This window comes from Wolbachia endosymbiont (group A) of Sicus ferrugineus (assembly GCF_947251515.1).
GTDB lineage: Bacteria > Pseudomonadota > Alphaproteobacteria > Rickettsiales > Anaplasmataceae > Wolbachia.
The window spans coordinates 733,827-749,000 of record NZ_OX366370.1; the positions used below are offsets into that span (position 1 = coordinate 733,827).

At 35.1% G+C, this 15,174-nt stretch carries 11 protein-coding genes and 4 pseudogenes; 10 read left to right on the top strand and 5 right to left on the bottom strand.

Features of this window, described 5'->3' with window-relative positions; genetic code table 11:
* The first annotated feature begins 683 nt into the window (after nt 1–683).
* The 7 genes and pseudogenes from OPR24_RS03795 (at nt 684) to OPR24_RS03825 (ending at nt 7,756) form a co-directional block, all read left to right on the top strand.
* Nucleotides 684–974 carry a hypothetical protein gene (locus OPR24_RS03795; protein ID WP_265032683.1) on the top strand — a complete coding sequence of 97 codons (291 nt, stop codon included), beginning with the start codon at nt 684–686 and terminating at the stop codon, nt 972–974.
* A gap of 105 nt (nt 975–1,079) precedes the next feature.
* Nucleotides 1,080–3,098, top strand: a complete 2,019-nt coding sequence (mnmG, locus tag OPR24_RS03800) for a tRNA uridine-5-carboxymethylaminomethyl(34) synthesis enzyme MnmG (protein ID WP_265032685.1) — start codon at nt 1,080–1,082, stop codon at nt 3,096–3,098.
* A 5-nt stretch (nt 3,099–3,103) separates the two neighbouring features.
* On the top strand, nt 3,104–4,771 hold the full coding sequence (locus OPR24_RS03805; RefSeq protein WP_265032687.1) for an aminopeptidase P family protein: 1,668 nt from the start codon (nt 3,104–3,106) through the stop codon (nt 4,769–4,771).
* 119 nt (nt 4,772–4,890) lie between these two features.
* Nucleotides 4,891–5,256: a hypothetical protein gene (locus tag OPR24_RS03810; RefSeq protein WP_265032689.1), complete on the top strand. Its 366-nt coding sequence runs from the start codon at nt 4,891–4,893 to the stop codon at nt 5,254–5,256.
* 128 nt (nt 5,257–5,384) lie between these two features.
* Nucleotides 5,385–5,947: pseudogene (locus OPR24_RS06620) on the top strand (IS3 family transposase); the annotation flags it as partial.
* 84 nt (nt 5,948–6,031) lie between these two features.
* Nucleotides 6,032–7,043: pseudogene (locus OPR24_RS03820) on the top strand (IS630 family transposase).
* Entirely contained in the window at nt 7,040–7,756 is a 717-nt protein-coding gene (locus tag OPR24_RS03825) for a hypothetical protein (protein ID WP_265032692.1), read from the top strand. The pseudogene OPR24_RS03820 and the gene OPR24_RS03825 overlap by 4 nt, the downstream one beginning before the upstream one ends.
* A 63-nt stretch (nt 7,757–7,819) precedes the next feature.
* Here OPR24_RS03825 and OPR24_RS03830 read toward each other — a convergent pair whose 3' ends face one another.
* Entirely contained in the window at nt 7,820–8,836 is a 1,017-nt protein-coding gene (locus OPR24_RS03830) for a substrate-binding domain-containing protein (RefSeq protein ID WP_265032694.1), read from the bottom strand.
* 141 nt (nt 8,837–8,977) lie between these two features.
* Between OPR24_RS03830 and dcd the strand changes: the two genes are divergently transcribed.
* Nucleotides 8,978–9,535, top strand: a complete 558-nt coding sequence (gene dcd / locus OPR24_RS03835) for a dCTP deaminase (RefSeq protein WP_265032696.1) — start codon at nt 8,978–8,980, stop codon at nt 9,533–9,535.
* A gap of 3 nt (nt 9,536–9,538) precedes the next feature.
* On the opposite strand, the gene OPR24_RS03840 is transcribed toward dcd, so the two are convergent.
* Nucleotides 9,539–9,820, bottom strand: coding sequence for a hypothetical protein (locus OPR24_RS03840; RefSeq protein ID WP_265032698.1), 282 nt, complete (start codon nt 9,818–9,820; stop codon nt 9,539–9,541).
* 126 nt (nt 9,821–9,946) lie between these two features.
* Nucleotides 9,947–10,489 (bottom strand): hypothetical protein, encoded by a 543-nt coding sequence (locus OPR24_RS03845; RefSeq protein ID WP_265032700.1) that lies wholly within the window; start codon nt 10,487–10,489, stop codon nt 9,947–9,949.
* A gap of 123 nt (nt 10,490–10,612) precedes the next feature.
* Here OPR24_RS03845 and OPR24_RS03850 point away from each other — a divergent pair.
* Both OPR24_RS03850 and OPR24_RS03855 read left to right on the top strand, forming a co-directional pair.
* Nucleotides 10,613–11,624 (top strand): annotated as a pseudogene (locus OPR24_RS03850) (IS630 family transposase).
* A 492-nt stretch (nt 11,625–12,116) separates the two neighbouring features.
* Nucleotides 12,117–13,128, top strand: a pseudogene (locus tag OPR24_RS03855) (IS630 family transposase).
* 481 nt (nt 13,129–13,609) lie between these two features.
* Here the strand turns inward: OPR24_RS03855 and pyrF are convergent.
* Nucleotides 13,610–14,281: an orotidine-5'-phosphate decarboxylase gene (pyrF, locus tag OPR24_RS03860; protein ID WP_265032702.1), complete on the bottom strand. Its 672-nt coding sequence runs from the start codon at nt 14,279–14,281 to the stop codon at nt 13,610–13,612.
* A 37-nt stretch (nt 14,282–14,318) separates the two neighbouring features.
* Nucleotides 14,319–15,107 carry a hypothetical protein gene (locus OPR24_RS03865; RefSeq protein WP_265032705.1) on the bottom strand — a complete coding sequence of 263 codons (789 nt, stop codon included), beginning with the start codon at nt 15,105–15,107 and terminating at the stop codon, nt 14,319–14,321.
* Nucleotides 15,108–15,174: the final 67 nt, after the last annotated feature.

Here is a 15,174-nt window from a genome sequence, read left to right on the forward strand (position 1 = left end):
CATTCGGTAGTTTCTCCATTTTTATGTTCATTTGATTAAACTACCACTTTTTTCTCCCTCTTCATATTTTTTGTCCACAGAGCCTAGGAATTATCCTATTGAATTCTATGATATTATTTTTTGTAACATTGTCTAAAGTGCCCAGTGTCAAGCACTGGAATGATAAGAAGAGGGCTACTCGGATGATACTATTATAGAGTGAACCAGTGTCACACACTGGGATCTAGCTAAGCTGGTGAGTGTAAAAGTAGCCGTTTTATGTTAAAATACAACGTTTTGATGATTATGAAAAGGCTGGATTCCAGTGTCACGCACTGGAATGACAAAAAAAGGAGGCTACTCGGATGACAGGAGAAGGGGCTACTTGGATGACAAGAGGGGGTACTGGAATGGTTGTAAGTTGAGGCCCTTCTCCCGCTTTTTTTTTCCAAAATCACTTGCCTGTTTCAATTAATCTAATTATAATAATAGAGAGATTTTAAAAGCTTACAAAAAAATTAATTAAGGGGGTTGTATAGACAAGAAGAGACTTTAATATTTGCGATTGGAGCATCATTAATAGGCACTGCAATAGGGGCACTTACAGGTTTGGGATTAAGTGTCACAGCTTTTTCACCTTTAGCCATAGGTGGAATTGTTGGTTCTATAATTCCAGCAGCGGCTATATTTTTTTTGCAGGATGTTTGCTGTGCAAATCTGATGTAGTAGATTCTAAAAAAGGTTGTACAGTTTTCAGTATTGCAGCACCCATAAGCGCTGCAATTGGAGTTGGTCTTGCTGCAGCTGCAACTGCTATTTCTCCTGGTATAATGCTTAGAGCCGGATCTGCAGTTTTAGCAGGTGCAACAATAGGAGCAATAGCAGTAATAGCGCCAATTGCAGGGTACTTTGTAGCTGACAAAGTGAACGATTATATTATCTCTCCTATAGTTGAGCGCTTTTCTTCAAAAGGGAAGGAAGAAAGTTTAAGCTAATCAAGTAAGGTTTCTGTTATTCCAGTGTGTAACATTGGAATAACAAGATTTGACATTAACCGTTGATAATCGGAATATTAGTAGAGTAGAATTACTCAAAAAAGCATGCATAAATATGACGTAGTAGTAGTAGGTGGTGGTCATGCAGGGTGCGAAGCGGCTGCTGCGGCAGCTCGCCTTGGTGCAAACACGATGCTTATAACTCATAAAATTTCAACTATAGGAGAAATGTCCTGCAATCCAGCAATTGGAGGAGTTGCAAAGGGTGTTGTAGTCAGGGAAGTTGACGCTCTTGATGGAATAATGGGAAGAGCAATCGATCAAGCAAGCATACACTCAGTCATTTTAAATAGCAGCAGAGGTGCAGCAGTATGGGGACCACGTGCACAGGCAGACCGAAAATTATACAAGCAAGTAATACAGGAAATTATTCTAAATTATAACAATTTGACGGTAAAAGAAGAGTCGGTTGACGATTTCCTTATAGAGAGTAATAACAATGGAGAATTATACATTAAAGCTGTAATAACAAGCTCAGGAGAACATATACTAACAAGCAAAGTTGTTTTAACCACAGGAACTTTTCTGCAAGGTGTGATTCATATAGGAGAACAAACAACCCCTTCAGGGAGAATGGGAGATAAGTCTGCAGTGGAACTTGCAAATACATTAAAAAGATATAATTTCAGGCTTGAAAGATTAAACACTGGTACTCCGCCTAGGATTGATGGTAGCACCATAAACTGGAGTATATTACAAGAACAGCAAGGAGATAATCCCCCTATTCCTTTTTCTTATTTATCAAGCAAAGTCAATACACAACAAATATCATGCTATATTACGCACACAAATGAAAATACACACAGAATAATTAGAGAGAGTCTTGATAAGTCTATAAATTATTCAAGTGATGTTAAAGGACCAAGATACTGCCCTTCTATTGAAACAAAAGTAAGGAGATTTCCTGAGCGTCTGAGTCATCAAATATTTCTGGAGCCTGAGGGGCTTAGTGATTTTACAGTTTATCCAAATGGTATAGCCAATGCGTTACCAATTGCAGTGCAGCACGACCTAGTAAGAAGTATAAAAGGTTTAGAAAATGCTTTAATGCTAAAGCCTGGTTATACAATAGAATATGATTATATCGATCCGAGGGAATTATATCACACTCTTGAAACCAAGAAAGTCAAAGGTCTATATTTTGCCGGCCAAATTAATGGCACTACTGGATATGAAGAAGCAGCAGGGCAAGGAATTATTGCCGGCACTAACGCAGCACTCTCCTCATCTGGCAAAAAAGAAAGTTTTGTTCTTCACCGCACAGATTCGTATATTGGCGTAATGATAGACGACCTGGTCACCAAAGGGGTGATCGAGCCTTATAGATTATTTACCTCCCGTGCAGAATATAGGCTGTCAATCAGGTCAGATAATGCTGACAGAAGGTTAACACAAAAAGGTTATGATATTTCCCTTGTTTCGCATGAGAGATACTCTGTTTTACAGAATAAACTTAAATCCATTAAGCAGCTTGAAGAGAAGTTAGGGAGTCTGACGATTACTCCTGAGCAGCTTAGGTCTTATGGTATTAAAATATCTTATGATGGGATAAGAAAAACGGCACTAGATTTACTCAGCTATCCAAACATCGACTGGAATAAATTACAAGAAATATGGCCGGAGTTAAGCAGCATCACGCGCTGCACAACGGATACTGGATCCTCTTCCGTCATCTCAGGACACTCTCATGTCATCCGAGTAGCTGACACTAGGATCCAGGAAAAAAGCAGCGTTACGCACTGGAATGACGCCGCAATGGGTAGCATAACTAAGAATGAAATATGCGAAGCAGTTGAAATTGAAGCAAAATACAAACCTTATCTAATAAGACAAGAAGCAGATATGAAGTTTTTACGAGAGGAAATTAACACTCAAATTCCAATTGATTTTAACTATTCACAAGTTAAAGGCCTGTCAAGTGAGGTAATAGAAAAGTTGCAGACGATAAAACCAGCGACGATTGGCATTGCAAAGCAAATACAAGGCATCACTCCCGCAGCGATAGTGAGCATATTAGTGTACCTTAGGAATAAGAAAACGAAAGTAGCTGCTAGTTTTGCGTGAGGTATATGTCAAAAATCGAAGAATTTCGTTCTTTTATGTGTGAAACAAATGTTGACGCATTTATGTTGCATACTAAAGATGAATATTTAAATGAGTATTCAGAGGAGCTAACAAAGCTGTGTGGCTTTACAGGAACAAATGGGCTACTTATCATTACAAAAGACAACAAGTGCCCATTTTTTACGGATGGACGCTATATCACACAAGCTCGCAATCAGCTCGATCGGGGCAATTTTCAAGTATATAATATACAAGAAGAGGATCCACGCGAATGGGTAAAAGCAAACTTAACATTGACCACCTCACTAGGTTACTATTTGCAATATTTTACCATAGAAGATATAAGAAAGTATGAGAATATCTGTAAATTAATACCCTGTTTAGCTGGAAAAAAAAGTGACTATCGAAAACAAGCAGTGGTTTTACATTCTATTAAATATGCTGGTGAAAGTAGCAAGAATAAATGTGAAAAAGTTGCTAAAAGCATAGATAAAGAAGCTGAAGCAGTGCTTTTAACTGATCCAAATTCAATTTCATGGCTATTAAATTTAAGAAATGAAAATGCCAAATATACTCCATGTATATTTGGCCGTGCTATATTGTATAAAAGCGGTAATGTTGATTTGTTTATTCAAGATAAAGAACATTCAACTATAGAAGCAAATTTAGGCAATCATATAAATATTTTTGATATTAGTGAGCTAGAAAATTCGCTGCACAAGCTAAATTCAATAGTTATAGATCCAAACACAACTCCAATGAGTATCATGGCTGTAATAAAAGATAAGCAGGTAGCTGAAAGAGAAGATCCTTGTCTAATTTATAAAGCAGTAAAAAATCAAACTGAAATAGCTGGGGCTATAAATGCGCACATCAGAGATGGAGTGACAGTTACAAACTTTCTACATTGGCTTGAAAATAATGTTGGTACAGAACTTGAAGCTGAAGAAAAGATTTTAGAATACAGAAAAGAACAGAATTTGTTTAAACAATTGAGCTTTCCAACAATTTCTGCATTTAATGGAAATGGAGCAATTATTCATTACCGTGCAAGCAGTAAAACGAATAAAGCAATTCAGAAAGATGGACTATATTTGATTGACTCTGGTGGCCAATACCTTAATGGCACAACTGATGTGACAAGAACTGTAGTGGTTGGTAATCCGACCAATGAGCAAATAACCCACTATACAATAGTGTTGAAAGCTCACATTGCTATAGCAAGTGTCATCTTTCCTTCTGGCACTACTGGTGGAGAATTGGATATATTGGCACGTACACATTTATGGAAATTTGGAATGGACTATATGCATGGTACAGGGCATGGAGTAGGAAGTTACCTATCAGTACACGAAGGACCACAAGCAATATCAAAGGGCAATAAAGTGAAACTCACACCAGGAATGATACTTTCCAACGAACCTGGTTATTACATTCCGGGAGAGTATGGAATAAGAATTGAAAATCTGATGTATGTCGACAGACAAGAAAATAGCTTTTTACATTTCAAACAACTGACCTTCATTCCATATGATAGAAGGCTAATAGATGTGCAAATGCTTACTAAAGATGAAATTGAATGGATAAATAGCTATCATCAATTTGTCTATGAAAACTTAGAAAATAGCGTAAAAGATAAGGAATGGTTAAAGAAGGTATGTGACCATTTGTAAGCAAAGGAGCATTTTTTATTGTTCAAAAAGTATTAATGCAATTGTGATAGGTATTTTGTATTGTTTTTAATTTAAAAACGATATATAATAAAGAATACGTATTTTTAGGTAGACATATTATGATAAACAAAGGGCAAGAAGATGAATTTATGAAGCAGTATATGGATACTTGCAAAGAGCAAATAGAAAAATTAGCCAAGGATCCTGAATTGCTTAATCAGACTTTAAAACCATTTATGCAAATGTCCCAGCAGCTTATGGCTGGCGGTATGTTAGAAGAGGCTATGCCTGGCATGGTACCTGATCTGGGTAGTATGGATGTTAACAAGATGATTGCTCAGATGAAGAAAATGATTGACTACATAAGAGGTAACTATAAGGAACTAATGAAAGAGCATAGCTCGCAGATTCAAGAGCTTGATGAATCCAGTAAAAAGCTAAGAGGCTTAGTTAAAAAATTGATAGAAAAGATCGAAAGTAAATAAACAATATCTAACGCAAGTCTCTTCTGTCATTCTATGCACAGCTGCATAAGTGTCTAGTGACCTTACCCAGAAAAAGTAGAGAGAAAGTTAAGACGTTTTTGGAGTAAAATAAAACGTTTTTTCAAAATATGGCAAATAGAAGGGAATATACAGCAGGATTCAAATTAGAAGCTGCTAAGCTGGTTAAAGAAACAGAAGTACAAAAATAGCAAAAGATCTAGGCATAGATGGCAGTATGTTAAGTAAATGGGTAAGAAAATATGATGGAAAAATGTCAGAAGCATACGCATTTCCAGTCAAAGGCCCCTTATGACAAAGAGAGATTTGATTTACAGAAAGAGTTAGCAAAAGTAACAAGAGGAAGAGACATTTTAAAAAAAGCCCTGGCCAGTAAAAAAGAGTAAAATATTTTTTCATAAAAGAGCATAGTAAACACTATAAAGTGCAGTAATTATGTAGGGTTTTGAATGTATCTGCTAGTTGCTACTATAAGTGGACTACAAGGAAAATAAGCAGTAGAGAATCAGCAAATAAAAGCAGATATTCAAAAAAAGCTTCTAAATGTAGATATGGAGCTCCTAAAATTCATGCTGAATTGAAGGCTTTAGGTAAAAGTTGCAACTTGAAAACAGTGCAAATTATTATGCAGAAAAATGGTATTCGGGCTATATTGAGAAGAAAATTTAAAACTAATACCAATTCCCACTATACAAAGAACGGATAGACAATAATGGGAAAAAAGCCATACTAAAGTAAGTGAAGTAGCGAGGTATAAATGGCATTAAGATCAAAATTATTGGATGAAAAAGTAGTAGAATCAGCAAAAGAAATGCTGAAGAAAGTAAGGAACAATGTATATGTTTCAAAAAAACTAAATGCTGTAATTGCGGCAAAAAAGCATAGTATAACGGCTGTAGCAAAAATATATTGAATTTCAAGAAGCGCACTAACTTCGTGGATAAAACTCTTGAAATTTGGCAGAGAAGAAAAACTGTTTGCTCCTCCATCACGCCGTAGAAAAACTAAATTAAATCAGGCTCAACTACAGCAAATTGAAGCATGTATAGAAGAAAATCCTAATATTACCATTAAAGAAATGAGAATAAGAATCCAGGAAAAGTTCGGATTAAATATCAGCAAATCTACAGTACACCGCCATATGCAAAAGATGAAATTTTCATATATTACACCAAGACCAGTACACAACGTACAAGATAAAAGTAAACAAGAGGAATTCAAAAAAAAATCTCAATGAAGTTATTGGCAAGTATCCAGAAAAAGAGCTATTTTTCTTTGATGAATCAAGGTTTGGCACACATTCGAAAGTTGGGCATGGATGGTTTAAAAAAGGCACTAGGACTCGGGTTAAAATAAAATTAGGTAGGCATAATTTTTATCTCTACAGTGCAGTTAATCCTAAAAATGGAGAGAGTTTTAGCTTATTTGCACTAAATGTTAACACTGATTGCATGAATGTATTTCTTGAGCAAATGTCGCAATATCTAGGGACAAGAGAAGCTGTTCTTGTTATGGACTGTGCTAGTTGGCATAAGTCAAAAAATTTAAAGGTAGCTAAAAATATTGAGATTATATACCTACCTCCATATTCACCTGAACTCAATCCTGTTGAGAGGCTTTGGTTATACATAAAACAGAACATTTTGCGCAATAAAATATACGATACAATTGCTCTGCTTTAGGGTGCTTTGTGCAAATTTATTACTTCTCTTGCCAGCTCCACAATTAAACAACTCTGCAATTTCTCCTATTTGACTGACCAACAATGAGAATTGGTATTAATATTACATTAAGACTTGCAATAAAAAGTCTTAATGTTAATCAAGTTAAAGCAGCATTAGAGAATTGTGGTACAGATGCAGCAAGGGTTTTAGAGCAAGAGGTATATTGGAATAATGGAAGAGTAGATGCCTTTTTAGTTTATCCTCTGAAAGTTAAATATAGTAAAGAATTGAACCAAGAAGATGTGGAAAAGATAAAAGAGATCACTAAACTTCTTTGGGATAAAGCTTCCCCTGATGTTCGTGACTTCTGGCTTGAAAGTTGCATAACTAATGAAGAAGGTCAAGGTACAGGAGATAACTATATAATAGATTCTCTTGAAGAGCAACAAGAAGTGCATGCTGGTATGGCTGGTGAGGGATGGCTTGAAGACTTTATTCAAGAAGTTAAGGATTATAGACGGCAAAGAGACATAAAACTTAATGACCATATTCTTGAGGAAGAAGATAAGCAAGCGCTTGAGCTAGCAAAGCAAGAAAGTTTGCTTACTGCTTCTATCTGGAGTAAACACAAAGGGAAGATTGCTCTAGGTGTTACTGGACTATGCGTAGCTGGTGCTGTTGCAGCCTATGTGCTAGCGTATCCTGCAGTTGCACTGGCTTTAGCAGTTTTGGCAGCAGTTATATTAATGTGTGCTGGTATTGCTAAGGTTTTAGAAGATCCAAGTGTAGAAAGAACGTTTACAGAAGTACAACGTTAATAATGTCATCCCAGCGCGGCGCGCTGGGACGCTAGAACAAAGAATATAAAAGAAGTGTTGCCGTCACGTTATATCATAAACCTTTGCTGAAGCTTTCTTTATATCTTCACTTGAAAGTGGAATTAGACCAAGCCTAGATAGGTACCCATCTTCAATGCCGATCGAATCTATAATTTCTTTTATGAATTCTCTTAATCCATCAACAGTATCCAGGTGTTCTTTCTTTATATAAAGGTATAGAGGTCTTGCTAATATATATTTTCCCGATGATATATTTTCGTAAGTTGGCTCAATTCCTGCAATTGTGCTCCCTTGTATTTTATCTTGATTCCTCATTAAAAAGCTAAAACTAAATATCCCTAAAGCGTTCTTGTTACTTTTCAATTTTTGTATTATTATGTTTTCATTAATTCCAACTTCTATATACCTTCCGTCATCCCTTATATTACCACATGCTTTCTTTCTTTCTTCCTGATCTTTATAATTCTCTTTGAAAATTCTCGAGTTCATGCATGAATATTGATTGAACATAATAGAATTAACCAAAGTTTCGTATGTGCCTGTATTTTGATGTGGACCATAAATTTCAATTTCTGTTTTTGGTAAGGCTTGATTTACATCAGACCAAAACTTCTTATTATTTTTTACTAATTTATCATTTTCTTGAGAATATGCAGATAAAGTTTCAAATAAGTCCTTCTTTGTGAAATCAAATCTATGGCTTTGATTTGAATTTGCAATGACAATTCCATCATAGCCAATGATGATCTCTATCACTTCATTAATTTTATTCCTTTTACATAGTTCTCTTTCTACTTCCTTCATAGGGCGAGATGAAGTGGTGATGTCTGGCGTGTCTTCCCCTATTCCTGAGCAAAACATTTTGAACCCTGATCCACTTCCTATCGATTCCACAACTGGAGTCTTAAAAGAGAATACACGATTGAACTCCTCGGCTACAAATGAGATAAAAGGAAAAACGGTTGAAGATCCAACAATTCTGATGTATTTCCTGGCATCAGCATTTGACAGCGGCGTGAATAATACGAATACAAAAATCAGGAAAAAGTTTCTAAGCATTATTTTTAGTTAAGAACATAAATCTAATTATTGTAATAAAAAATCAAACTGAAAAGCTTTAATTGCATGACAAAAGCTACAGTTTACATTTAAATTTTATTTTATATTATTGTAAGTATTACACAACTTTAAGGGGCAATTATGGCAGTTATGCCAGATAAATGGATAAGAGAAAAAGCTGAAAATTTTGGAATGATAGAGCCTTTTGTGGATCACAAAAGCAGCAAAGGTGTTATATCTTTCGGACTATCGTCTTATGGGTATGATGCAAGAGTGGATAATAAATTTAAAATTTTTACTAACGTTAATTCAGCCATCGTGGACCCTAAAAATTTCTCTGAGAATAGTTTTATAGATAAAGAAACAGACATATGCATAATTCCACCAAATAGCTTTGTGCTTGCAAGCACAGTGGAATATTTTCGTATACCAAGAAATGTACTGGTCATTTGTGTTGGTAAATCAACTTATGCAAGGTGTGGAATTATAGTAAACGTTACTCCCTTAGAACCTGGATGGGAAGGTCATGTCACACTCGAATTCTCAAACACCACCCCACTTCCTGCAAAAATTTACGCTAATGAAGGCGCATGCCAATTCGTATTTTTAAGCGGCGAAAGTGAGTGTGAAAAATCATATGATGATATGAAAGGAAAATATATGAATCAGCATGGTATCACTTTGCCGCTGGTGAAATAATTACTACTTTCGTTGTGAGCTACCAAGCTGCTCTATAGATAATATGCCACCATCACTAGATAGCAAAGTGCGTACTGATTCACTTTGTCTAAGACGTTCAATTGCCTGCCCTTTGTCATCTCCTGTGCGCATACTGCAGCCAAATTGCATATCTATTCCATTCTCAACAATGTTACATGATAACTTCATAGCAGTAGCGAAGCTTTCTTGTCGGTTAGTAGCATCTCCAGTAACAACACTACAAACAGTGAAGTTACGATCATTTCCAACTGTTCGCATCATCATTTCACCATCTCGTATACTATCATTATTTATACGCTTTGCTATAACAGTCTCATCTACACCTTCTACTACTCGAGATATTACCTCTATATTTGGTTGATTATGTAGCTGACCACTTCTTGTTAATGATTAACGTAAATCAGTATTTAATTGATCCTGCTCCGTATCATCCTGTTGCCCTAACTTATTAGCTTCTTCTTCAACACGCTTATTATATTCTTCGCCATTATTTGCCTCAACTTTATTTACTGTTTGACCTCCATCGTTTTCTATATTTTTTTGACTAAACATATCTTTATTGATAGCTCGAAAAATAAGAAATGGTATCAGTGAAATTACTAGATTTAATATAATGCACGGAATTAAAACCACAGCAGCAGCTATATAGATTAGAGATCTAACTATAAACTTTATTACTTTAGATAATTTAGAATCATCTCTTTGAGCATTAACGGCATTCAAAAATAGGTAGGTAAGACCAATTAATGATGCTGTTATAGCAGTGGGTATGATGATTGGAACAAGTAAAAAAGCGTTGATTAATTTTTTTCCAGAACTAGTTGGTTTAGTGCTATTGTTCAGTGATGCAAGATAGTTTTGACCAACATTAGCAATCCATTTTATACCAGACAAAACTCTTTTACTATTTTCTTCCGACATTTCAAGTTTCATTAGCGCCACCAGTTTTTATGATAATGCTAAATTATACTAATACCAATTCCCATTACAAGGCAAACAGATGGACAATGATGGAAGAAAAGCCATAATGAAGCAAGTAAAATAGTTGAGGTATAAATGGCATTAAGATTAAAATTATTGGATGAAAAAGTAGTAGAATCAGCAAAAGAAATGCTGAAGAAAGTAAGGAACAATGCATATGTTTCAAAAAAACTAAATGCTGTAATTGTGGCAAAAAAGCATAGTATAACGGCTGTAGCAAAAATATATTGAATTTCAAGAAGCGCACTAACTTCGTGGATAAAACTCTTGAAATTTGGCAGAGAAGAAAAACTGTTTGCTCCTCCATCACGCCGTAGAAAAACTAAATTAAATCAGGCTCAACTACAGCAAATTGAAGCATGTATAGAAGAAAATCCTAATATTACCATTAAAGAAATGAGAATAAGAATCCAGGAAAAGTTCGGATTAAATATCAGCAAATCTACAGTACACCGCCATATGCAAAAGATGAAATTTTCATATATTACACCAAGACCAGTACACAACGTACAAGATAAAAGTAAACAAGAGGAATTCAAAAAAAAATCTCAATGGAGCTATTAGCAAGTATCCAGAAAAAGAGCTATTTTTCTTTGATGAATCAAGGTTTGGCACACATTCGAAAGTTGGGCATGGATGGTTTAAAAAAGGCACTAGGACTCGGGTTAAAATAAAATTAGGTAGGCATAATTTTTATCTCTACAGTGCAGTTAATCCTAAAAATGGAGAGAGTTTTAGCTTATTTGCACTAAATGTTAACACTGATTGCATGAATGTATTTCTTGAGCAAATGTCGCAATATCTAGGGACAAGAGAAGCTGTTCTTGTTATGGACTGTGCTAGTTGGCATAAGTCAAAAAATTTAAAGGTAGCTAAAAATATTGAGATTATATACCTACCTCCATATTCACCTGAACTCAATCCTGTTGAGAGGCTTTGGTTATACATAAAACAGAACATTTTGCGCAATAAAATATACGATACAATTGCTCTGCTTTAGGGTGCTTTGTGCAAATTTATTACTTCTCTTGCCAGCTCCACAATTAAACAACTCTGCAATTTCTCCTATTTGACTGACCAACAATGAGAATTGGTATAAGAATTAATATACAATCAACTCAAATTTCTACTTCCGCACTTTTTCATTGTTGCTTACAATAATTATAGCTACATCATGTGCTTTTCTTAATTAAAAACTTTAACTATTCATTATAAGCTATTGAATTTTTTATTATAGTATCTGTCATCCGAGTAGCCCCTTTCTTGTCATCCCAGTGCCCAGACACTTGGATCTAGCAAGCTTTGCTTGCAAATAAGTCTAATACGCGTCGCGTTTTATGCCAAAACACAATTGGAGTTACATGCAAAATAGATCCCAGTGTCACGCTACTTGGATGACACTAATAAAGGAGGATCATTATGTCCACAATAATTTTATCATCAATTTTTGGTCAAGCAGGCAGCATTTTTGGTCCAATTGGCCAGATTATCGGCTCATACCAATTCCCACTATACAAAGAACGGATAGACAATAATGGGAAAAAAGCCATACTAAAGTAAGTGAAGTAGCGAGGTATAAATGGCATTAAGATCAAAATTATTGGATGAAAAAGTAGTAGAATCAGCAAAAGAAATGCTGAAGAAAGTAAGGAACAATGCATATGTTTCAAAAAAACTAAATGCTGTAATTGCGGCAAAAAAGCATAGTATAACGGCTGTAGCAAAAATATATTGAATTTCAAGAAGCGCACTAACTTCGTGGATAAAACTCTTGAAATTTGGCAGAGAAGAAAAACTGTTTGCTCCTCCATCACGCCGTAGAAAAACTAAATTAAATCAGGCTCAACTACAGCAAATTGAAGCATGTATAGAAGAAAATCCTAATATTACCATTAAAGAAATGAGAATAAGAATCCAGGAAAAGTTCGGATTAAATATCAGCAAATCTACAGTACACCGCCATATGCAAAAGATGAAATTTTCATATATTACACCAAGACCAGTACACAACGTACAAGATAAAAGTAAACAAGAGGAATTCAAAAAAAAATCTCAATGAAGTTATTGGTAAGTATCCAGAAAAAGAGCTATTTTTCTTTGATGAATCAAGGTTTGGCACACATTCGAAAGTTGGGCATGGATGGTTTAAAAAAGGCACTAGGACTCGGGTTAAAATAAAATTAGTTAGGCAAAATTTCTATCTCTATAGTGCGGTTAATCCTAGAAATGGAGAGAGTTCTAGCTTATTTGCACCAAATGTCAACACTGATTGCATGAACATATTTCTTGAGCAGATGTCGCAATATCTAGAAACACGAGAGGCTTTTCTCGTTATGGACTGTGCTAGTTGGCATAGGTCAAAAAATTTAAAGGTACCTAAAAATATCGACATTATATACCTACCTACATATTCACCTGAGCTAAATCTTGTTGAGAGGCTTTGGTTATATATAAAACAGAACATTTTGCGCAATAAAATATACGATACAATTGCTCTGCTTTAGGGTGCTTTGTGCAAATTTATTACTTCTCTTGCCAGCTCCACAATTAAACAACTCTGCAATTTCTCCTATTTGACTGACCAACAATGAGAATTGGTATGAGCATTAGACTTCTTTTGAATTCTGCAGGCAACTGTGTTGTAATTTGAAGACAGCAAATGGTATAACTATACGAACATTTGTTTTTGTTAAGGTGCCACACAACAGATGATGTCATTCCAGTCTGGAATCCAGGAATTTTAATTATAAGAAAGCACACTAATTAATAAGTATAAAAGTAGCTGGAAAATAAACATTTTTGATATGGAAAGCTGGATTCCGGACTGGAATGACACCGAAGGGGCTACTCGGATGACACCGTCTTGGATGGAAAACTGGGTTCCAACGCCACGCGCTGGAATGGCATCATTTTTTATCTGTTAAAAATATAAACCGGAAAATAGCGTGGCACTTTGTACCACGCTTAGTACTGTAAGCTTAATTCAGTAATTAAATTAAGCGAGATAAAATAAAAGATAATAACACTATATAACGTTCGTTTTTTTGTGTCAAGCACTTTTTTTTATCTGCTTCAATTAGTAAGGGATTTCAATATTAATTCCGCACTACTTGCAGTTTTTGTAATGGGTCTGCCAATGACGATATAATCAGCTCCTAAATTTATTGCTTCTCTTGGTGTTGCTGTTCTTTTTTGGTCGTCATGACCTGGATCTATACGAATTCCTGGAGTAATAATTTTCAAGTCTTCACCGCATTCCCGGCGCACTTCTTGAGCTTCCAATGCAGAACAGACTATTCCATGGAGTCCAATCTTTTTTGCAAGCTTTGCAAGCAAAATTACCTGTGATTTTACCTCTCTTGCTACTCCAAGCTCGTTTAAATCCTCATTGCTCATACTAGTTAGCATTGTTACTCCAATCAGCTTTATTTTTGTGCCTTGCACCACACTTAGCGCTTCTTCAAGCATTTTTGTTCCACCGCTAATGTGCAGAGTTAACATTTCAATGCTCAGAACTTTTATTACTTCAACTGTTTTAGTTACAGTGTTTGGAATGTCATGCAATTTCAGATCTAAAAAAATTGGTACATTGCATTTTGCAACTTCTTGCACTCCAGAGAGACCATGAGCAGCAAAAAATTCTAATCCCAGCTTTACCATGCCAACTTTACCACGCAGAGTATTAGCTAGAGAAATAGCCTTATTTAAGTCTTGTGTATCCAGTGCGCATATTATTGGGTTCATTATATACCTCCTTGCATGATTTATTTTATAATAAGACTCATTGTTGTGTTTTGCAAATACTTTCACTCTGATTGAACTGACTACGTTCATAAGATTCTGTCAATAGTGAATTTGGCAATTTGATCGGAGTGGATGAGCGACTGTTATATCCAGAATCTTCCTCAGACTCATATCCATGATCTCCTGCATGTAAAGGAACAGATGTTTCACCTGGCGATGATGCATATCCAGAATCTTTCCCAGATGTTTTGCCTCGCAAATCTTGTACAACTTCTTCCAGTACAGACTTCATTACTGGAATCTCCTGTAATATTACTGTTTTATCATCATTTTTGATCACTTTACTTCTCTTTATTGATTCTTCTAACTTGCGTAACATATATTCTGTTATCCTTTCCACATAAGACATTTTTTCTTCCTTCTCTCTCAACAAATCTTTTTCAAGTTGTTCTATTTGACTGTCTTGCTCTAAAAGTGAATCTTGTAACTCCTTTACCTTATTGTCATAATCTTTTCTTATTCCGTCTAACTCACAACATTGACTATTAATGCAATCATTTGCATCACGTAACTCTTCAGATTTCTCTTTTAATTCTTGAGATAAGTTTTTATTTTTCTGATTAATTTCTTTAAATCTACATTGTAACTCATCTAATTCTACATAAAGTTCTTCTTGTCTTTTATACAATTCTTCTTTTTTATTATATAATATATGTTTTTCTTTACATAATTTTTCTATTTCTTTATTTTGTAATTCTTCATATTTATTATTGTCTACTTTCCTTTTCAATTCCATTATGCGTTTTTCTTTTTCAGCTAATACCAATTCCCACTATACAAAGAACGGATAGACAATAATGGGAAAAAAGCCATACTAAAGTAAGTGAAGTAGC